Source organism: Aquitalea magnusonii, from assembly GCF_003202035.1.
GTDB classification, from domain to species: Bacteria; Pseudomonadota; Gammaproteobacteria; order Burkholderiales; family Chromobacteriaceae; genus Aquitalea; species Aquitalea magnusonii.
Map to the genome: position 1 here is coordinate 1 of NZ_QJKC01000006.1, position 20,427 is coordinate 20,427.

Below are 20,427 nucleotides of genomic sequence, written 5' to 3' on the forward strand. Positions count from 1 at the left end.
AATCGTGCTGGGAGCCCGGTGCAATGCCTTTGCAATGGCCCTGGCACTCTCTCCCTGCTGTTTCATTGCCATGATGAACCCGCGTTCTTCGGCACTGAGGTGCTCATAAGTTCTTTGCATGCAACAACTTAACCTTTAATTGGTTGGTGTTGCACTTAGCTCTTGAAACCGCCGGTACTTTCTTTTGGCGAAGCAAAAGCAAAGTACCTCGCCGGCGGGGCGAGACCCGCGAAGTTAAACGCAGTGGGGCTGGATGAAAGTCGGGTTGCCATTGCCAAGTCAAAACAGGCTTTGCATCCGCTACGCGGATGATGTTTTACCTGCCGCTTCCGCGCGGCGGACGGGAAAGAGGGCTTGCCTGGCCAAGCCCTCCTTCACCTCCAAGGCCACCCCACAAACATGGCCTGCGGCTGCCCGCCGGGACCCGACCGGGCCGAGGCGCGCCTGAACTCGCGATTTGCTAACGTCAAATCGCTCAGACAAAGCAGGCGCTTAAGACCTCGCCCCGGCCACCCGTCGGCATGCTTGACGGGGCCCGTGGGCGCGTTGGTGCGGTAGGGATTTTTGATGGATAGCTAAATTACCAGAATCAACCAACAATATTAAAAATCAAAATAGCCTTGAATAAACTCCTGCCAATCATCACCAAGATGATGCGCCTGCAATTTCCAAGTACCACCCACAGGCTCAACAAAACTTAATCTAGCAGATGGGAAATCACGCTTAGTCGCTTTCACAGCCCTCAAACATGTACTTCGAGGTGGTTTTTTACCCATTAAAAATCGCCACCCAAAGTAAATCTCCCTGACCGATCCCAAATTAAAGCTCATATCAACACAATGTACTTCTGAGCTAGAGACTTCACTTAAAAAAGACCGCCGATGACGAACTATGCGCACTTCTTCTTCATATGCCCACTCATAGCTCTTATATAAATAATTTCTTTGCAATGCCTCCAAAAAAAGAGGATCATAATTACAAAAAGAATAGATTTCTTCATTGAAAGAATCGGCATAAAATCCTTGCGGCTTAGTACTTGTGTAAATTACATTACCAAATTGGTATGGCAACACACAACGATCCTTGTCACCCAAACCCATTGACACAACATCAAAGCCAACAACAACACCACGGTGGGAATCACCATAATGAGCCCACATCAAGCTATTCAATGGATTTCTAGTCAGGCACAATACAACAATATTGCGATCAATATTGCACTCTCTATCAACACCCATCAAATCCACATTTGATAACGGATGACAACCCGCACTTAATTCAAAGGGATCATTAAAATAATGGGGATTGGTAAATCGAATTGTCTTTGATTTAGATACATATTTACTCCAAGCATCCCAAGAGTAATATTTATACAAAATTGCATGACCAGAAGGACTCAAAAACATAAAACCCCCATCGTTCAATACGAATAGGGGTTTTATCACAAATGACAATGAACTATAAAGTCAACACCACCGATTCACCCCTCACCTTCTCAATCATGTCACTCAACTCTGTCACCAGCATCCCGCTGCACAGCGGGCAGTAGCTCAAGCAAGGCCGGCAGCGCCGTCTGTATGGGGTTCCACACCACGTCGAGATTGATATCGAAATAGCCGTGCGCCATGCGATTGCGCATCCCCCGCATATAAGACCATGGCACTTCAGCATGTACCTGAGCGAAGCCGGCATGGCCATCCATCACCTTGCGGGCAGCTTCACCAATGATGATCAGACTCATATGGAGGGGCGCATGGGCATCCTTTCTGATCGAATGCAGATGAAATGTTCAGCGATCAACCATAGCACTCCAAGAACTATTTGCCACCCTTGCAACATCATCACCTGATTGCCTGTCGCCTGAAGCTGCGCGGCTTCTGCCAAGTCTAGTGCTGACGTTAAAAGCAAAAAAGCCCACCGTTACGGTGGGCTTTGCCTGCGGGATGAAGCCGATCAGGCCAGCTTGGCCAACTGCCCCTTCACCTTGTCCATCTTGTCGTTCAGCTCGGTCAGCTGCGCCTTGTCGCGCTCCACCTACCGCATCGGGCGGGCGTTGCCGGACATGGCCACCTGCGCATCCGCTGCCCTCGATCAGGCGGCAGCAGCTTGCAACAGGTGATGAAATCCGCCAGCACGGCATCGCTGGTTGCGTTTTACTGGCCATGCTCAATAATCAGACGACCTTGTTGGCGCTGCATTTTCTGCATGGGCAATCATTTCAAAAAAATTTTTACCGATGGTGCTTTATATTCGAGCCATCATCATGGCAATTCAAATATAGATAATAGATGGCATCATGATTTTGGCTTGATACGCTTCACATTGGCAGTTTCTGTATCATCAAGATACTCACCTTCAAAGCCAAATCCATTTGGGAGAATGGTCTTGCCGAAGCCATTCTTTTTACCATCCTTCCAGGCCCCGGTATAAAAGGACCCACTTTTCCAAGTGTAAGTACCCTGCCCATTGAATACGCCTCGGTCAAAGTGCCCGACATAACGGTCGCCAGAACTCAAGTCCAGCTGCCCTTGCCCTTGGGGTGCACCATCAACAACATCCCCCTGGTAGCGGTTTCCATTTCGAAACAGAATGGCGCCAACACCTGTTGCGTGATCATCGACCCAATCCCCATCATAAATCTGCCCGTTTTTCCACTCCAGGCGGCCTTTTCCGCTACGCATTCCTTGAATAATCCGGCCACGGTAGATATCGCCGTCGGGAAATTCGATGACGCCGCTACCAGTCACCTTGCCACCATCACTGTGAAAATCACCCTGGAATTTAACATTGTCGACCACGGTAAGTGGCGTATTGTCCGTTACCACCGGGGCATTGACTTTTTCGGGGATGGATACTGTTTGTGGCGCCGGCATCTCGACGATTTTGGCACTCACTTTGGCAGGAGCAGACAATGACGCCTTGTTGTCTGGCACAGGGAGGGTCGGGGCTGCTGTCGGTGCGGTAATTTCCGTCACCTGCACAGCCGGCGCCGGTGGCAGTGGACGATGTTTGCCAAGCTCGGTGATTGCCGTAATGGGAAGTGGCGTGGCACGCTCTTTCGCAATACTGTCGGCATTCAGCTTTGCCTGCTTTTGGGGTTCACCCTTGCATAAGTCAACAGCTTCACGCCACAACACCTCGGCCTTGTTCATCAGCAGTTCACGTTCGGCATAGACTGCAGAGGACATCTTTGCCTGATTGAGCAGTTTCGTTGCTTCTGCTGCATCGGCCCATTGGGGTGCGCAATATTGCGCGTTACTGGCTTCAAGACTGCTGCTCTCGATTTCCTTTTTGGCCATCTGGTTGCGCGGGCCACTGCAGTTGTCTGCCACCCGGTTCCATGCCATGTGGAGCTTGTTGTACAACATGATGCTCTCTTCATGTCGTCTGTCTTTTTTGGCTTGCCGGGCCAAATCACCAATCGCCACTGCATTTTTATAGGCATTTTCACATGCCGGTGAATCTGCCAGTAATTCGGCATTTTCCTTGCGCGCCTGCTGCGCTGCGCGCAAGCTGCTTACCGCTGATTCATGGTAACTTCCCGTGCAGTTTTCGACTGCGGTTTGCCAGCTATTCTCGGCACTGACCAGTAATTTATCGAGGAAACGTGGATCTTTGTTTTCACGACGGGCGGCACTAGTCTGCAAATCCAGATCAAACCCGTGGTCGATCGCCTCATCGCAAGTATGCTGGCGATTGATTGCTTCTTTTACTTGCAGTAGTTCAGCCTTGACCTGGGTTTCAAGTACATGGGCCTGATCGGTGAATGCCGGGCACTGCTGCACGAAACGTGGCAGGGCGTCGGCACTGGTCGAATAAAGCTCCTGGCTTTCTTTCCAGCGCTTTGCCACGACCATACCCTGTGCGCGATCAACGCCGGTATGTATGTTTTGCAGAAGTAGCACGCATTGTTGTGCCTGATCGTCTGCGGCTGCCGTTTTGTTATCCATATCACTGACAGAAACCGCTTCGGCATGCAAGGATGTGGAGAAGATGAGTCCAAAGAAGGCTAGTCTGATACGCGACATGATGGCAATTCAGTTGAATGGATAAAATGATTATTTTCCTGCATCCGGCATCTCGAGCAGGGCATGAGTCGCATCGGCAGGTAATGTGGTCGCAGCAGGCAGCATGGTGTCTTCATACGTTTTTACCGGATTGGCTTCCGGCATATCGCCAACGAGAAGTGGAATATTATCTTTTTGCCCCCCGCTGATAACTGACTTCAATTCCGCTTCACCATTTTTTGATTTGACAAAACTATTCAGACTATCAAGGCGGGATTTGTCCAGGATAAAGGGATTATGAAGATAATTATGGCTGAAAAGCTTGTAATGCAGGCTTGCCCCGGACATCTGGTCTGCATGCAATTGTGACATGCGGGTATAAGCCCAGGCATCTGCATCATCAAAGCTTGTTGCGGCCACGCGATCCATCAGGTCGACAGCAAAGCCTTCACGCGCGATGTAGGATTCTGCAACGGTACTTGCCGTCTGGGTGGCTACCTTTTTACTGATCTCGGCGGCTGTCTTTTCCAGGTAGGCCTTGGCCGCTGCTTCTGCAGCCTGCTTGGCAGCCTCGGTGGCAGCCTGTTTGGCGATTTCGTTTGTCGCGGCCTGTGCCGCTGCCGAACTCGCTTGTGCCATGATCTGTGTCGATGCGGCTTTACCAGCCTGATAGATCGCACCTCCCGACATGGCCAGACTTGCAACGGTGATGGTCTTGTCGATGACCCAGCGCGCCGCGGCGTAGCTCTTCATTCTTGTCCCGCCCTCCTCGGAGACTCCTTGCCCCCACACCACCATCCACAGTGCTTCATCCTCGGTGAGCGCGGGGTTGAAAATCTCCAGTGGGTAGACAATTTTTTCCCAGTGAAAGCTTTGACTGTAAGGGGCAGTCGGGGGCGCCAGCCGGATCAGGCCACGGCATACCTGTACCGGATTGATGGTGATGGTCTTGCCTTTATCCGTCACGACGGGAAATGCAGAGCCATCCTCGCGCAAGGCTTCCAGCTTTTTCAGCATTTTTTCCGAGTCATCGGTATGGTAGCCATCCAGCTGGGTCAGTTTGTCACCAATGGCCAGTCCGCTTGCGGGAGCGGCACCAACGACGGTCAGCCGCTCGTCGACATTCAGTCCACGTACCCACGCCACACGATCTGTCTTGTCCTCGACAAGGTAGCTGCTGGCAACACTGAAGGGTAATTCCCAGCGCTTTGCGCACTGTTGGTCGTTCATGGTGGCTGATCGGACAATCGCCGGGCGCAACACCCGTTCGCCTTGGCCATATAGTTTGATGTTGGTCAGCAGTTGCTGATTGACCTTTCTTCCGTCATCAACGGTGTAGGCAGTTGAACTGCATGCAGCAAGCAGGATTGTCGAACAAAGAGAGGCAAGACTCAGGTATTTCATGGTGCAAGGCAAAGTTCTGTTTGGCATATTCTAACCACAAATGCATTGGGTATCGCATTTTTGACATTAATTTAGGCAAACGCATCTGCAGTGCTTGCCCCACCCGTCAGGGCAGGGCTATCCCTATCCAATCCCCATGATCGTCAAACCACACACACAAACCCGCACAACACCAGCCATTCGCGAAGAAACCCGCAACGCGACTGCAGCCCTGGCCGTACAGGCCGTGCGCTGCAGATCCGCGCACAAAGCCACTTTGTGCCAGATGCATCTGCCCGCACCGGACGAAGATAAACAGAAAGTCATCAATCAGAAGCGTTGGAGCTCCTTGCCGTCGCCACTGGCACTCACGACCAGCCATGGTCCAATCGCTCAGACAGCCAGCCGCGGTCTCGCCGCAATGATGGGCCTGTTGAAACATCCAGGAATAAACCGTGCATTTATGTTTTGATTTGACTAAGGTGTCACTTATTGCAAGTCACGCAGAAGAAGTGCTTCATGATCAACATTGAGCAGATGGCCATCATTCTTGATACCTTGCCAGACCCTGCCTTTATTCTGTCCCGCAGTGGAAAATACGTTGCGGTATTTGGTGGTCGTGACAAGCGCTATTATCACGATGGCTCCGGCCTGGTTGGTCTGTACATTTCGGATTTGATCAAGCCCGCCAAGGCCAACTGGTTTCTGGAGCAGATTGCCCGGGCGCTGGAGTCCAGAAAACTGCTTATCGAAGAATACGAATTGAGCAATAGCGATGTGCAAGGTCTGCCCGATGATGGCCCGGCCAAACCGATCTGGTTCGAAGGACGCATTCAGGCCCTGAGCTTCCCGGTTGAGGGCGAAGAGGTGGTGCTCTGGGTTGCCAGTAATATTTCAGAGCGTCACGAGCTGGAAATCAGACTGCGGGAGCTGGGCGAAACCGACCAGCTTACCGGCCTGTTCAATCGCAGGAAACTGCAGCATGACCTGACCCTGCACTACAAATCCTATGTACGGGCTGCCGTACCCACATCCATCCTGATGTTCGATCTTGATAATCTCAAAAGGGTTAACGACAGCAAAGGACATCATGAAGGTGATGAGGCCATCCGGGTAGTCGCCCATATTTGTCGCCAGGCACTCCGCGAAAATGATGGCGCCTACCGCTTTGGTGGTGATGAATTTGTGATTACCTTCCCCGATACCGGGCTGGAGCAGGCCATGCAGCTGGCCAGACAGATACACGAGCTCTCCAGGAAACAGTTGAGCCGCTTCCTGGTGGATGATGCCGTTGTGACCGTGAGCATGGGTATCACGACCATCATGCAGGAAGATCGCTCATACGAAGATGCGATTAGACGGGCCGACCTGGCTCTGTACCAGGCCAAAAACGGCGGGAAGAACCGGATTATTCCGGCCTGAGCCACCTCCCCGGCCAGTCATGGTTTTTTGCCGGCAGGTGCGCGTGGCTAATCCTGCCACAACAGGCATATTGGCCACCCCAGCTGCATCAGCCGCTCTTGCTCCTTCTGTGCCAACAGCAATCCCCTGCCCCATTGCAGCCACAAAAAAGCCCACCGTTACGGTGGGCTTTGCCTGCGGGATAAAGCCGATCAGGCCAGCTTGGCCAGCTGACCTTTCACCTTGTCCATCTTGTCGTTCAGCTCGGCCAGTTGCGCCTTGTCGCGTTCCACCAGATGCGCCGGGGCCTTGTCGACATAGCCCGGCTTTTCCAGCTTGGCGCTCAGCTTGGCCAGCTCGGCCTCCAGCTTGCCCAGCTCCTTGGTGAGGCGGGCCGTTTCGGCCGCCTTGTCCACTTCCACCTTCAGCATCAGGCGGGCGTTGCCGGACATGGCCACCGGGGCGTCGTCGGCCGGCAGGGCGGCAACAATGCTGCCCTCGGTCAGGCGGGCCAGCAGCTTCAGGTAAGGGATGAAGTCCGCTACCGCAGCATCGCTGGTTTCAATGAACAGCGGCGCCTTGACGGCCGGGCCGATGCCCATTTCGCCGCGCAGGTTGCGCACCGCGTTGACCATGTCCTTGAAGGCCTCCATGCGGGCATTGGCCTCGGCATTGATCTTCTCCGGCACCGCCACCGGCCATTGCGCCAGCATGATGGAATCGGTCTTCTTGGCATTGGCCAGCGGGGCCACGGTCTGCCACAGCTCTTCGGTGATGAAGGGCATCAGCGGGTGAGTCAGGCGCAGGGCTACTTCCAGCACGCGCACGATGGTACGGCGGGTGGCGCGTTGCTGGGCTTCGTTGCCGTTTTGCAGCTGAACCTTGGCCAGTTCCACATACCAGTCGCAGTATTCGTTCCAGATGAATTCGTAAATGATCTGGGCGGCCAGGTCGAAACGGTAGGTTTCCAGCGCATTGGTCACGTCGGCTTCGGCCTGTTGCAGGCGGCCGATGATCCACTGGTCGACAAAGCTGTATTCCAGCGGCAGGCTTTCATCCTGGCCGCAGTCCTTGCCTTCCACATTCATCATCACAAAGCGGGTGGCGTTCCACAGCTTGTTGCAGAAGTTGCGGTAGCCTTCTGCCCGCTTGAAGTCGAAGTTGACGCTGCGGCCCAGGGTGGCGTAGCTGGCCATGGTGAAACGCAGGGCGTCGGTACCATAGGCCGGAATGCCTTCCGGGAACAGCTTTTCGGTGGCCTTGGCAATGGCCGGGGCTTTTTCCGGGCGGCGCAGGCCGGTGGTGCGTTTTTCGATCAGCGGTTGCAGGGCGATGCCGTCGATCAGGTCCACCGGGTCAATCACATTGCCCTCGGACTTGGACATCTTCTTGCCTTCGTGGTCGCGCACCATGCCGTGGATGTACACGTCGCGGAACGGCACCTTGCCGGTGAAGTGCTTGGTCATCATGATCATCCGGGCCACCCAGAAGAAGATGATTTCATAACCGGTCACCAGCACATTGGAGGTGACAAAGGCATTCAGCTCTGGCGTTTCTTCCGGCCAGCCCAGAGTGGAGAACGGCACCAGGGCGGAGGAGAACCAGGTGTCCAGCACGTCCTGTTCGCGGCGCAGCGTCTTGCCCGGGGCTTGTGCCTGGGCTTCGGCTTCGCTGCGGGCGACGATGATGTTGCCGTCTTCGTCGTACCAGGCCGGAATCTGGTGGCCCCACCACAACTGGCGGCTGATGCACCAGTCCTGGATGTTGTTCATCCACTGGTTGTAGGTGTTGACCCAGTTTTCCGGGATGAAACGCACTTCGCCGGACTGTACCGCGTCGATGGCCTTGGCGGCGATGGACTGGCCGGTGGGGTCGGGCTGGCCGTTCTTGTCCACGGCGACCTTGTCCATGGCGACAAACCACTGGTCGGTCAACAGGGGTTCGATGACGGAGCCGGTACGGTCGCCACGCGGCACCATCAGCTTGTGCGGTTTGGTTTCCAGCAGCAGGCCCTGGGCTTCCAGGTCGGCCAGCATGGCCTTACGGGCGGCGCTGGTGCTGAGGCCGGCATAGGCGGCCGGCAGGTCGATGCTGCCTTGTACCGAGCCGTCGAAGCCGAACACCTGGGCACGGGCCAGCATGGTGGCTTCCAGGCTCATCACATTGATCAGCGGGGTGTTGTGGCGCTTGCCCACCTGGTAGTCGTTGAAGTCGTGCGCCGGGGTGATCTTGACGAAGCCGGTGCCAAAGGCGGCATCCACGTAGTCGTCGGCAATCACCGGGATGGTGCGGCCGGTCAGCGGCAGTTCCAGCTGCTTGCCCAGCAGGTGCTGGTAGCGTTCGTCGCTGGGGTTGATGGCCACGGCCACGTCGCCCAGCAGGGTTTCCGGACGGGTGGTGGCCACGGTGACAAACTCGTCGCTACCGACTACCGGGTATTTGATGTGCCACATATGGCCGTCTTCTTCCTCGGAAACCACTTCGAGGTCGGAGATGGCGGTACCCAGTTTCGGGTCCCAGTTGGACAGGCGCTTGCCACGGTAGATCAGGCCTTGCTCGAACAGGCGCACGAACACTTCGGTCACCACTTCGGCGCGCACATCGTCCATGGTGAAGTATTCACGGCTCCAGTCCACCGAGCAGCCCACGCGGCGCATCTGGCTGGTAATGGTGCCGCCGGATTTTTCCTTCCATTCCCACACCTTGGCGGTAAACGCGTCGCGGCCCATGTCGTGGCGGTTGATGCCCTGCTCGGCCAGCTGGCGTTCCACCACGATCTGGGTGGCGATGCCGGCGTGGTCGGTACCGGGAATCCATACCGTGTTGTTGCCCTTCATGCGGTAGTAGCGCGTCAGGCCATCCATGATGGTCTGGTTGAAGGCGTGACCCATGTGCAGGGTGCCGGTGACATTGGGCGGCGGCAGCTGGATGGCAAAGGAAGGCTTGGTGGTGTCCATGCTCGGCTTGAAATAGCCGGCCTGTTCCCATTGGTCGTACCAGCGACGTTCGATATCGCCCGGTTCAAAGCTCTTGGCAAGTTCCATGGTGGTGAATGGTGCGTCTTATGCTGAAAAAATGGGTCGATTATACCCTTTTTTGCGGTGTTCTCCGAGCCGCTGGCAGCGGGCATTTGTTGTTGGTTTAACACAAGCTTTACTGACAGATAGTCTGGCTTCGTCAATAATGCGGAAATCTATCTTGACGGACAGCAATTCACCATGAGCACGGCAGCCCCGCGCATTCTCGTGATCGAAGACAGCCTGATGCTGATCCGTCCGCTATGCCGGATGGTCAACAAGCAGGGCTTTGTCGCGGTTCCCGTCACCAGCATGGCCGAAGTCCGCCAGGCACTGGCGGACGACCCGCGCTTCATGGCTGCCGTGGCGGATTATTGTCTGCCGGACGCGCCCAACGGCGAAGTGCTGCCGCTCTTGCTGGAAAACCGCATTCCCACCGTGGTGCTGACCGCGCATAACGACATGCAGACGCGTGAACGCGTGCTGTGCATGCCGGTGGTGGACTACATCCCCAAGGAAAGCCCGTCCGCCTTTGAATACGTGATGAAGATGCTGCGCCGCATCCGCATCAATCCCGGCATCAAGGTGCTGGTGGTGGACGATTCACAAGCGGTGCGCCAGTTCTTGCGCCTGCAGCTGGAGCGCCATCTCTATCAGGTACTGGAAGCCGCCGATGCCGAAGAGGCACTGGGCATACTGCGGCACGAATCCGGCATCAAGCTGGTGCTGACCGATCACGACATGCCGGGCATGGACGGGGTACGCATGACCAGCACGGTGCGCCGCTTTCTCGACCACACCCGCCTGGCCATCATCGGCATTTCCGGCAGCCAGGACCCCACCATGACCGCCCGCTTCATCAAGGCCGGGGCGGATGACTATCTGCAAAAGCCCTTCAATTACGAAGAATTCTTCTGTCGCGTCACCCGTAACGTGGAATTTGTGGAAAACCTGCAGGCGCTGCAGGAATCCGCCAACAAGGACCCGCTGTCCGGCCTGTCCAACCGTCGTCATTTTTTCGAGCAGGTGGCCAGCCTGCGCCACAACTACAGCGTGGCGGTGCTGGACATCGACCTGTTCAAGCGCATCAACGATGGCTTTGGCCATGATATCGGCGACCAGGTGATCTGCCAGACGGCGCGCTTGCTGGAATCGTTTTTCCCGGACGACATCATCGCCCGCTTCGGTGGCGAGGAATTTGTCATCCTGGCACAGCCGCTGGACGCCCCCGACATGCTGCGCCAGCTGGACAAGCTGCGGCGGGCGCTGGCCAATCTCAGCATCAGCACGCCACTGGGCGATCTGCGCTTCACGGTCAGCATCGGCATGGCCGCTGCCGAGGAAGCCGATATCAGCACCCTGCTGAAACAGGCCGACAACTATCTGTACCAGGCCAAGCACAATGGCCGCAACCAGGTATGCGGCGGCATCATCGACCAGACCAGCGACCCGGCCTCCGTGGCATCGGCATGAAAAAAGGAGGAAGTCCCCTCCCCCCTTTCACCCCTGGCCGTGCTGCAGCCGCCGCCGCACGCCGCTCAATGACTGGCCGACTTGGAAAACAGGTTCAGCACCAGCACCCCGCCCATGATCATGCCAATGCCGATCATGGCCGGCACATCCAGCTTTTGCCCGTATAGCTGCCAGGCCACCAGCGACACCAGCACGATGCCCACGCCGGACCAGATGGCGTACACCACCCCTACCGGCACATGACGCAGGGTCAGCGACAGCATGTAAAAGGAAATCATGTAGCCGATGGCCGTGACCAGCGACGGCCCCAGCCGGGTAAAGCCCTCGGTCAGCTTCATCGACGAGGTGGCCACCACCTCGGACAGAATGGCGACCGCCAGGAACATCCACGCATTATTCATCATCACTCTCCTGCAACGCCCTCGGCGCGAAGCCGGGCAGTATGCCTGCGCTGCATGACACGCAGACGAATCCGGTCGTAAGCCAGATTGAACACATAGGTATAGGGCAGGAAGAAGGCAAAAAAGCCCAGGTCCAGCAAAAATGCCTGCCACAGCGACACCGCCAGCCACCACGCCGCCAACGGCACCAGCATCACCACCAGCCCCCCTTCGAACAGCAAGGCATGCGCGCTGCGGACCCACACCGTACGTGTCAGCCCCCAGCGCCGTTCCGCTCGCTCGAACAGGGCGTTGAACAGCATGTTGAACAACATGGCCACGCTGGACATCATCAGTGCCAGCACGCCCATATGACCCAGGCCGGTATCCATCACCAGCGAGGCCAGCGGCACCAGCAGGATCATGGCGCACAGCTCGTACAGCACGGCATGGAAAAACCGCTCGCTGACAGGCTTGTCGTGTTGTGTCTGCATGGTGTTTTCTCCGGCGAATACTGCGGACTGGTTCTGATCGGGTGACATTGTGATTGGTTTGACGGATAGTTAAAAAATAAAACCCATCGGAAAGTCCGATATGTCACTGTCACTAGACGCCATCGCCGCCTTCAGCAGCGCCGCCGAACTGGGCTCCTTCTCCGCCGCCGCCCGCCGCTTGGGCAAGAGCCAGTCCACCATCAGCGAAGCCATTGCCAACCTGGAAATCGACCTGGGCGTCAGCCTGTTCGAGCGCAGCGGACGCCAGCCGGTACTGACCCCGGCCGGCCAGCAATTGCTCAGCCATGCCCGCCAGCTACTGGATGCCAGCGATGCGCTGGGCCGGGTGGCCGGCCTCCTGGGCGGCGGGCTGGAGCCACGGCTGACCATTGTGCTGTCCGACACCTTCCAGTCGCAGGCGCTGGAGCAGATGCTGCGGCGTTTCGAACAGCAGTTTCCGGCGCTGGAACTGGAAACGCTGGTGGCAGAAAAGGAAGACGTGATCGACCTGGTGGAAAGTGGCCGTGCCCAGCTCGGCTTTGTCTCGGGCCTGGCGCGCTATCCGGCCGACATCGGCCATTACCCCATGGCAGATGCCAGCCAGAGCAATCTGTATGTGGCCAGTGGCCACCCGCTGGCGACACTGCCGGAAGTCAGCCGCGAACAACTGGCGGCCGAGCGCGAGCTGCGGCTGAACACCTATTACGGCCCACCCAGCGCCACGCTGAGCGCACGCTGCTGGTCCGCCCCCAGCTATCTGCTGCTATTGGAAATGACACGGCTGGGTTTTGGCTGGGCCGAACTGCCCTGCTGGCTGGCAGTCAACTTTGGCGGAGATGAACTACAGGCGCTGAATGTCGCCGGCTGGCCCAAATCAGTCCGGGTGGACCTGGTGTGGTCGCACGCCCGCCAGCCCGGCCGGGCCGCGGCCTGGGTGCTGGCGCAGTTGATGGGGACGGGGGGATAGCGGGTGTGACAAAGCCAGGTGGGCGGCGTCCTGTAAACCAAGTGCCGGTAACGACTTGTCAGGCAGCACGCTGGGTAGCTGGATTCCTGATCAGGGACAAGAAAATTTTATGCCAATGCGTTAGCATGGCTGCTACCGGCCAGGAGCGGCCATGCCCGAGATATGAGGCCAAGGTCTCAAGCTCGGCCAGAGCAGTTCTTCGCGTACCAGATGAGAGACGGCTGCTCTAATGTTGAAAGGAACAATAAAAATATCCAGTAAACAAGATGCGACTCAATCATTTTATTGCCAGCATCTCCGTTCCACTGGGTTGCCATCCTCTGCCAAGAGCTTTGAAGTCAGAAGACCAGAAGGGCCTGCGGAAAACGTTTGGTCTGTCGTGAAATCCAATCCCACATTCTGATTCCGGATGCCTTGGCTGCTTGCTAACGCTTGACCGAGCGCTGACCCGCTATCGACCAGACAAGAAAAAAGCCAACCGGTGATGGTTGGCTTTTTCTTTTGCAGATCAAGAATCTGCCGGAATCCGGTGTGGAGCGGGCGATGGGAGTCAAACACGTGGACCAGCTTCTACATCAATGGAAGTGCTTTGACATCAAATACCAAAGCACACAATGGGCTTTTTCGCGCAGCAAGATGAGCAACTCTTTGTTTGTATCAATTCGATAGTGACTTGAAGGAGGAGTGCTGCTAAAGTCACTACTGAAATAGTACTTATGCTAATCCTCTCAACAATCTCGCTTCAGCCAGAGTGACATAGAGGATAAGTTGCCCTCCATCCTGCATACAGGAGTAAACAAATGTTCATCATTGCCGCCCCACTGGCTTATCTTGTGTTCGCATGCATGTCTGTTGGTATTGGTCATGATCTTGCCGTGCCTGCAGATCAATCCAGCCAGCAAGCGAATGCCTCTATCAAAAACAGCAGCTTGCTTGCCATCCCTGCAGATGGAAGCCAATGAGCCGGACTGAAAGCTGAATCATCCCTGCACTGGCAGCCTGTACATTCACAGTGCTGTCAGCGCTCATCCGGCACAACGACTCGCATCGGACGCGTTCCGATCTTCGCACCGGTCACTTCATCCACCGCAATCGCCTGAATTTCAGTCCCCGTTTCGGCATCAAAGAACTGCGTCAGCTTGCCACCACCGCGGTATTTGCGTCCCCACTCCCCGATCATGAACAGCACCGGTAAAAAATCCCGACCTGCATCGGTCAACAGGTATTCCTCACGCGGCGGGTGCTCCGAGTAGCGCCGTTTTTCCAGCAGTCCTTCCTCAGTCAGTGTCGCCAAACGGCGGGTCAGCATGGTGGGTGCAATACCCATGCTCTTACGGAATTGGTCGAAACGGGTCAGTCCGGCATGGGCATCACGCAGGATCAAAATGCTCCAGGCATCACCGGCAACGCTCAGGCTGCGGGAGATCGGGCAAGGGTTCGCACAACTATTTTCTGTGTCCATACTATTTTGATAGTGACTTATCGGGAAATTGGTAGTATTGTTCGTATCACTTTGATACTAACACTTGATGGACTGGCAATCCACCCGTCGGGAGATTTCTTTGATGAGCACAAACAATACAGGCACTTCATCGGCAGCCAAGACAGTGGCGCAGCAACATGCCGTGCATGTTGTGCAGCCGGTATGCCAAGCGAAATGGCAGGACGTCGCAACCCGTACCATTAACGCTGGCGGGGTGTCTTTTGCCTATCGCGATCTGGGCCCCGATTCCGGTGTGCCGGTTATTTTTCTGCATCACCTGATGGCAGTACTGGACGATTGGGACCCGCGTGTTATCGATGGCATCGCCACCAAGCGTCGCGTCATCGCATTTGACAACCGCGGGGTGGGTGCCTCGACCGGGCGTGTACCCGAGACGGTGGAAGCAATGGGGCGTGATGCCATTGCCTTTATCCGTGCCATGGGCTTTACACAGGTGGATTTGCTCGGCTTCTCCCTGGGCGGTGGCGTTGCCCAAATGGTGGCATTGCAAGCACCGGATCTGGTGCGGCGGATCGTGCTGGCCGGTACCGGGCCACGCGGTGGTGGCGGTATTGAAAAAGTGACCAAAGTGGCCGTCCTGGCCTACATCAAGGCGGCGTTGACCTGGAGCGATGCCAGACATTTTCTGTTTTTCCCTCGTACCCCTGAAGGAAAGCGCGCTGCGCGTGATTACTTCACCGCCCTGAAAATGCGGACGACTAACCGCGACAAGGGGATTTCCCTGCAAGCCAGACTTGCCCAATTGAAAGCCATCAAGACTGCTGGGTTGAGTGCGCCAGACGATCTCTCCGTGATTACGCAGCCGGTTTTTGTCGCCAACGGTGATCGTGACCTGATGGTGGACAGCAGCCATTCCGCAGACATGGCGCGCCGCTTGCCCAATGCACAACTGACGATTTATCCCGACTCAGGACACGGCGGCGTGTTCCAGCACTACCGGACGTTTGTGCCCGCCGTGTTGGACTTTCTTGCGGATTGAACTGAGCCGGTTGAGCAGACAAGACAAAAATGAAGAACCAAGGATGGAAGTTGAAAACCATGAAAGCACTCACCTTCAAGCGTTATGGCAAGTCACCTGAGATCGGCATTACCGAAGTTCCCCGGCCAGCACTCAAACCCGATGAAATGCTGGTGCAGGTTCACGCCGCCGGGCTTAATCCGATCGACAATATGATTCCGACCGGGATGTTCAAGCCGGTGCTGCATTTCCAGCTGCCTGCCGTCCTGGGGAGTGATCTGGCCGGTGTCGTGACCGAAGTGGGTAGCAATGTGACGCGCTTCAAACCGGGCGATGCCGTATTTGCCAGCATTTTCGACCTGGGCACCGGGGCGATTGCTGAATATGCCGTTGTGCCGGAGCGTGCAGCTGCACTGAAACCTGAAAATCTGGACTTTGTGCAAGCCGCTTCCATTCCGATGGTGGCCCTCACCTCGTGGCAAGCGCTGAAAGAGCGGGCCAATCTGCAGGCGGGCCAGAAGGTCTTCATTCCGGCCGGGTCCGGCGGGATAGGCACGTTTGCCATCCAGCTGGCCAAGTACCTGGGTGCAAAGGTTGGCACCACAACCAGTACGGGCAATGTTGATCTGGTACGCAGCCTGGGTGCCGATGAGGTTGTCGACTACAAAAAGCAGGAATTCGAAACCGTGCTGCGTGACTACGATGCCGTGCTGGGCACGACGCGCGGTGATTCCATTGAAAAATCGCTTGCCATTCTCAAACCGGGAAGCCGGATCGTCTCGCTCGTTGGCCCGCTGGATGCGGCATTTGCCCGCAGAAAACGCTTGAATTTTGTGCTGCGCTTCGTGTTCGGCTTGATGAGCCGCAAGATCATGCGCCTGGCGCGGCAGCGGGACGTCTCTTATTCCTTTCTTTTCGTCCGTCCGGATGGCAGTCAACTCGCCGCCATCAGCAAGCTACTGGAAACAGGGCAGATCAAGCCGGTAATCGACAAGGTATTTCCATTCAATCAAGCCAAAAATGCACTTGCGTACCTGGCCCAGGGACGATCCAAGGGCAAGGTCGTGGTCAAGATGTAAGGCGCGCGGTACTGCCCCTTCCCACCAAATCAACCGATCCAGAGAAAATCCATGACTACACTGCCGACCGTTTTCATTACCGGTGCATCCAGCGGCATTGGTGCCACCTATGCCGAACGCTTTGCACGTCGCGGCCACAATCTCATTATTGTTGCGCGTGACAAATCGCGCCTGGATGCCTTGGCACTGCGCCTGCATGCCGAGCACCAGGTATCTGTCGAGGTACTGCAAGCCGACCTGACCAACACGGCAGAACTGCCAGCACTGGAAGCGCGGCTGCGTGATGACGCAGATATCGGCATCTTGATCAATAACGCAGGCATGGCGCAATCGGGAGACTTCCTGGCGCAATCCGCCGAGGCGATTGAACGCCAGATCACGCTTAACACCACCGCCTTGACACGGCTTGCTGCCGCGATTGCACCGCGCCTCGCCCAGTCCGGTACCGGTGCCATCGTCAATATCGGCTCGGTGGTGGGTTTCGCGCCGGAATTCGGCATGTCGATTTATGGCGCGACCAAAGCCTTTGTGCTGTTTTTGTCGCAGGGGCTGAGCCTGGAGTTGTCCCCCAAAGGCGTTTACGTACAAGCAGTGCTGCCGGCAGCCACCCGCACCGAGATTTGGCAGCGCGCCGGCATTGACGTCAACACACTCCCGGAGGTGATGGAAGTGGGTGAGCTGGTTGATGCCGCGCTGGTTGGCTTTGACCGTCGCGAGCCGGTGACGATTCCCCCCTTGCATGTTGCCGAGCGCTGGGATGCCCTGGATGGGGCGCGTCAAGCGCTGATGTCAGACATTCGGCAAGCCCATGCCGCTGAACGCTATCAGCAACAACACTGAGCCATCCACCGTATTCATCAGAATGTGAATCCAACACCAAGGTCACTTCAATGCCCAATCTCTTATTTAGCCCTACCCAGCTTGGCAGCCTGCCGCTGAAAAATCGCATCGTGATGGCACCGCTGACCCGAAGCCGCGCCATCACAAATCTGCCCAATGACTTGATGGCGGAATACTACAGCCAACGGGCGGGCGCAGGACTGATCATTACCGAGGGGACATCCCCATCGCCAAATGGCCTGGGTTATCCGCGCATTCCCGGACTGTTCAATGCAGAGCAAGTACAGGGCTGGCAACGGGTGACTGAGCGCGTGCATCAGGCCGGGAGCAGGATTTTTGTGCAATTGATGCATACTGGGCGCGTCAGCCATCCTGCCAACATGCCGGACGGTGCTCGCGTCCTGGCACCTTCACCGATTGCTGTGCCTGGTGAAACGTGGACGGATACGGCTGGTATGCAGCCGCATCCGGTGCCACATGAAATGAATGAAGCGGACATCGCCCAGAGCATCGCCGAATATGCCGAGTCGGCCAAACTGGCCTTACAGGCTGGCTTCGATGGGGTCGAGCTGCATGCCGCCAATGGCTATCTGATCGACCAGTTTCTTAATACCGCCTCCAATCAGCGCAATGATCGCTGGGGTGGTTCGGTCGAAAATCGCATCCGCTTTGCAGTTGAAGTGGCCAGAGTCTCCGTTGCTGCCATTGGTTCCAAACGCGTTGGCATGCGCATCTCACCGTATGGTGTTTTCAATGCCCAAGTACCAGATGCAGAAATGGACACGCTGTATCTGCGCTTGATTGATGAGTTGAATACCCTTGGCCTGCTGTATATCCATGTGGTCGATCACAGCGCAATGGGCGCTCCAGAAGTCAGCCCCGAATTGAAAGCCAAAATCCGTAGCGCATTCAACGGGCAGTACATCCTTTCTGGTGGCTACGATGCCTCACGCGCCACGGCCGATCTCAATGCAAACCGTGGCGACCTTGTTGCATTTGGTCGTCCGTTCATCTCGAACCCTGATCTTGTAAGCAAGCTGCAGACCGGGCAGGAACTGGCAGAGCCGGATTTCGCTACCTTCTACACGCCTGGTGAAAAGGGCTACACCGACTATTGATCGAAGTCTCAGCCCGCTTGTGCTTGCGGTCACCCCCTTATGACCTGCGCAACCCGGGCAGATGCTCAAGCAAATTCAAGGAGGGAAACATGCCTCTCGTGCGTATCGACATCAAAAAGAACCCTGATGCGACCTTTGCCCAAAAACTGGGCCAGGTGGTTTACGCGTCGATGAAGCAGGCGATCAATGTTCCAGACAAGGACAACTTTCAGGTCCTGACAGAGCACGACGACAATCATTTTGTCTACGACCCCGCCTATCTCGGAATCCAGCGGACTGATGGCGTGGTGTTTATCCAGATCACGCTGAATGAAGGACGCTCGACAGAACAGAAGAAGCTGCTCTATCAGACGATTGCGGAGGGGCTCCATGCAGAAGCGGGTGTCCGGCTGGAGGATGTCTTCATCAGTCTGGTCGAGGTCAAAAAAGAAAACTGGTCATTCGGCAGTGGCCTTGCCCAGTACGCAAACTGATGCGCTCGGCACCATCCGCTGATTCAGCACACGAATACTTCCATTAACGGAGCAAAGCATGAAATACACCATTTTTGGCAACACTGGCTTGCGGGTATCGCAAGTGGCTTTGGGTACCGGCAACTTTGGCACTGGCTGGGGCTATGGCGCCGACCCGGACGTTGCTGCCGATATTTTCAACGCCTATGCCGAGGCAGGCGGTAACTTTATTGATACCGCAGACATTTATCAGTTCGGCCAAGCGGAAGCACTGCTCGGAGACCTGTTGAAAGGACGACGTGAAGATTTTGTCCTGGCAACGAAGTTTACCAACGGTGCGGAACCTAATGCCAACCGGCTTGTAACCGGTAATAGCCGCAAGGCAATGATTGCCTCGGTGGAAGCCAGCCTTAAACGGCTCAAGACGGATCGAATCGACATCTACTGGGCACACCATCCTGACGGCATCACGGCCATTGAAGAAATCGTGCGCGGATTTGAAGATCTGGCACGTGCCGGCAAGATTCTGTACGCAGGCTTGTCGAATTTTCCTGCCTGGCGGCTTTCCCGGGCAGTCACCTACGCAGAATTGACGCACGCAGTTCCCGTCGCAGCGGCCCAGTTTGAACACAGTCTGGTGCACCGCGAGCCAGAAGCTGATCTGTTCCCTGCATCACTTGCGCTGGGCCTGGGTATCGTAACCTGGTCACCACTGGGTGGCGGTATGCTCACCGGCAAGTATCGACAGGGGGAAAAGGGACGGGCTGAAGGTTTTGGCGGGCGTGTGTTCCAGGCAGAGAATTCAAGCCAGCGCACGCAGATTCTTGACACGGTACTGGCGATTGCCGCAGAGCTAGGGGTGAGTGCCAGTCAGGTTGCCATTGCCTGGGCCGGGACACACGGTTCCGTACCCATTATCGGGCCGCGTTCGCCAACCCAGCTCAAGGACAACCTTGAGGCGCTGTCTCTGACGCTTTCGGCAGAACAGATTCAACGTCTTGATACCGTTAGTAGTCTGGGTGCATCGATGGCCAGCAGAAAACCGATTGCCTGGCATGATGATCACCAAACTAACCCGGTAGCGTAGGCAGTACGATCTCCCTGCTTTGAGCGCCGTGCTTAAGCGGCATGGCCCCTCTGTTGCTTGCTACATTGATGGCTGCTTTCATATGGAAAGCAGCCATTTTTTCCATGGACAATCAAAGTCCGCTTCGGCCGAACTACGGTAGTTCAGTGGACACCCCCGGATGACAGCTTTGGGTCGAAAGCAGTAATTCCGTTCCCCATGTTAGTTGGGCCATACGAAGCCAGCTACATCTCCCGGCCCTTACCACCGCACCGACACCACCCACGG

20 protein-coding genes are annotated in these 20,427 nt (G+C 56.2%); 11 read left to right on the top strand and 9 right to left on the bottom strand.

Annotated elements, in window-relative coordinates; translation table 11 throughout:
* From DFR38_RS21860 to DFR38_RS07685, 5 genes are all read right to left on the bottom strand, one after another.
* Nucleotides 1–120 (bottom strand): helix-turn-helix domain-containing protein (locus tag DFR38_RS21860; protein WP_146215901.1); only part of this gene is annotated, 120 nt, incomplete at its 3' end.
* 482 nt (nucleotides 121–602) lie between these two features.
* The gene (locus tag DFR38_RS07670; RefSeq protein WP_082693285.1) at nucleotides 603–1,406 is read right to left on the bottom strand and encodes a DUF2971 domain-containing protein; all 804 of its coding nucleotides are present in this window, start codon (nucleotides 1,404–1,406) and stop codon (nucleotides 603–605) included.
* Nucleotides 1,407–1,504: 98 nt separating this feature from the next.
* Nucleotides 1,505–1,741, bottom strand: a complete 237-nt coding sequence (locus tag DFR38_RS07675; protein ID WP_082693284.1) for a HepT-like ribonuclease domain-containing protein — start codon at nucleotides 1,739–1,741, stop codon at nucleotides 1,505–1,507.
* 553 nt (nucleotides 1,742–2,294) lie between these two features.
* Complete coding sequence (locus DFR38_RS07680) at nucleotides 2,295–4,028, bottom strand: hypothetical protein (protein WP_059284808.1); 1,734 nt, start codon at nucleotides 4,026–4,028, stop codon at nucleotides 2,295–2,297.
* A gap of 30 nt (nucleotides 4,029–4,058) precedes the next feature.
* On the bottom strand, nucleotides 4,059–5,411 hold the full coding sequence (locus DFR38_RS07685; protein WP_059284807.1) for a hypothetical protein: 1,353 nt from the start codon (nucleotides 5,409–5,411) through the stop codon (nucleotides 4,059–4,061).
* 136 nt (nucleotides 5,412–5,547) lie between these two features.
* On the opposite strand from DFR38_RS07685, the gene DFR38_RS20975 reads away from it, so the two are divergent.
* Nucleotides 5,548–5,862: a hypothetical protein gene (locus DFR38_RS20975; protein ID WP_146215949.1), complete on the top strand. Its 315-nt coding sequence runs from the start codon at nucleotides 5,548–5,550 to the stop codon at nucleotides 5,860–5,862.
* Between the two features lie 47 nt (nucleotides 5,863–5,909).
* Nucleotides 5,910–6,812 (top strand): GGDEF domain-containing protein, encoded by a 903-nt coding sequence (locus tag DFR38_RS07690; protein ID WP_059284806.1) that lies wholly within the window; start codon nucleotides 5,910–5,912, stop codon nucleotides 6,810–6,812.
* 191 nt (nucleotides 6,813–7,003) lie between these two features.
* Here DFR38_RS07690 and DFR38_RS07695 read toward each other — a convergent pair whose 3' ends face one another.
* On the bottom strand, nucleotides 7,004–9,835 hold the full coding sequence (locus tag DFR38_RS07695; RefSeq protein WP_059284805.1) for a valine--tRNA ligase: 2,832 nt from the start codon (nucleotides 9,833–9,835) through the stop codon (nucleotides 7,004–7,006).
* Between the two features lie 174 nt (nucleotides 9,836–10,009).
* Here DFR38_RS07695 and DFR38_RS07700 point away from each other — a divergent pair, with 174 nt between their 5' ends.
* Complete coding sequence (locus DFR38_RS07700) at nucleotides 10,010–11,281, top strand: diguanylate cyclase (protein WP_059284804.1); 1,272 nt, start codon at nucleotides 10,010–10,012, stop codon at nucleotides 11,279–11,281.
* Nucleotides 11,282–11,346: 65 nt separating this feature from the next.
* On the opposite strand, the gene DFR38_RS07705 is transcribed toward DFR38_RS07700, so the two are convergent.
* Both DFR38_RS07705 and DFR38_RS07710 read right to left on the bottom strand, forming a co-directional pair.
* Nucleotides 11,347–11,682 carry an SMR family transporter gene (locus DFR38_RS07705; protein WP_059284803.1) on the bottom strand — a complete coding sequence of 112 codons (336 nt, stop codon included), beginning with the start codon at nucleotides 11,680–11,682 and terminating at the stop codon, nucleotides 11,347–11,349.
* Between the two features lie 2 nt (nucleotides 11,683–11,684).
* Nucleotides 11,685–12,155 (bottom strand): multidrug/biocide efflux PACE transporter, encoded by a 471-nt coding sequence (locus tag DFR38_RS07710; protein WP_059284811.1) that lies wholly within the window; start codon nucleotides 12,153–12,155, stop codon nucleotides 11,685–11,687.
* Between the two features lie 100 nt (nucleotides 12,156–12,255).
* Between DFR38_RS07710 and DFR38_RS07715 the strand changes: the two genes are divergently transcribed.
* Together DFR38_RS07715 and DFR38_RS21220 are read left to right on the top strand one after the other, a co-directional pair.
* On the top strand, nucleotides 12,256–13,122 hold the full coding sequence (locus DFR38_RS07715; RefSeq protein WP_059284802.1) for a LysR family transcriptional regulator: 867 nt from the start codon (nucleotides 12,256–12,258) through the stop codon (nucleotides 13,120–13,122).
* 800 nt (nucleotides 13,123–13,922) lie between these two features.
* Nucleotides 13,923–14,084 carry a hypothetical protein gene (locus DFR38_RS21220; protein WP_158527711.1) on the top strand — a complete coding sequence of 54 codons (162 nt, stop codon included), beginning with the start codon at nucleotides 13,923–13,925 and terminating at the stop codon, nucleotides 14,082–14,084.
* Between the two features lie 56 nt (nucleotides 14,085–14,140).
* On the opposite strand, the gene DFR38_RS07720 is transcribed toward DFR38_RS21220, so the two are convergent.
* Nucleotides 14,141–14,584, bottom strand: a complete 444-nt coding sequence (locus DFR38_RS07720; RefSeq protein WP_059284801.1) for a winged helix-turn-helix transcriptional regulator — start codon at nucleotides 14,582–14,584, stop codon at nucleotides 14,141–14,143.
* A 103-nt stretch (nucleotides 14,585–14,687) separates the two neighbouring features.
* Between DFR38_RS07720 and DFR38_RS07725 the strand changes: the two genes are divergently transcribed.
* The 6 genes from DFR38_RS07725 to DFR38_RS07750 all read left to right on the top strand — a co-directional run bounded on the left by DFR38_RS07725 (nucleotide 14,688) and on the right by DFR38_RS07750 (nucleotide 20,160).
* Nucleotides 14,688–15,605, top strand: coding sequence for an alpha/beta fold hydrolase (locus tag DFR38_RS07725; protein WP_082693283.1), 918 nt, complete (start codon nucleotides 14,688–14,690; stop codon nucleotides 15,603–15,605).
* A 59-nt stretch (nucleotides 15,606–15,664) separates the two neighbouring features.
* Complete coding sequence (locus tag DFR38_RS07730; RefSeq protein WP_059284800.1) at nucleotides 15,665–16,663, top strand: NADP-dependent oxidoreductase; 999 nt, start codon at nucleotides 15,665–15,667, stop codon at nucleotides 16,661–16,663.
* A gap of 51 nt (nucleotides 16,664–16,714) precedes the next feature.
* Nucleotides 16,715–17,503, top strand: coding sequence for an SDR family NAD(P)-dependent oxidoreductase (locus tag DFR38_RS07735; RefSeq protein ID WP_059284799.1), 789 nt, complete (start codon nucleotides 16,715–16,717; stop codon nucleotides 17,501–17,503).
* Nucleotides 17,504–17,553: 50 nt separating this feature from the next.
* Entirely contained in the window at nucleotides 17,554–18,621 is a 1,068-nt protein-coding gene (locus DFR38_RS07740) for an alkene reductase (RefSeq protein WP_059284798.1), read from the top strand.
* An 89-nt stretch (nucleotides 18,622–18,710) separates the two neighbouring features.
* Nucleotides 18,711–19,094, top strand: a complete 384-nt coding sequence (locus DFR38_RS07745) for a tautomerase family protein (protein WP_059284797.1) — start codon at nucleotides 18,711–18,713, stop codon at nucleotides 19,092–19,094.
* A gap of 58 nt (nucleotides 19,095–19,152) precedes the next feature.
* Nucleotides 19,153–20,160: an aldo/keto reductase gene (locus DFR38_RS07750; protein WP_059284796.1), complete on the top strand. Its 1,008-nt coding sequence runs from the start codon at nucleotides 19,153–19,155 to the stop codon at nucleotides 20,158–20,160.
* The last annotated feature ends 267 nt before the right edge of the window (nucleotides 20,161–20,427 follow it).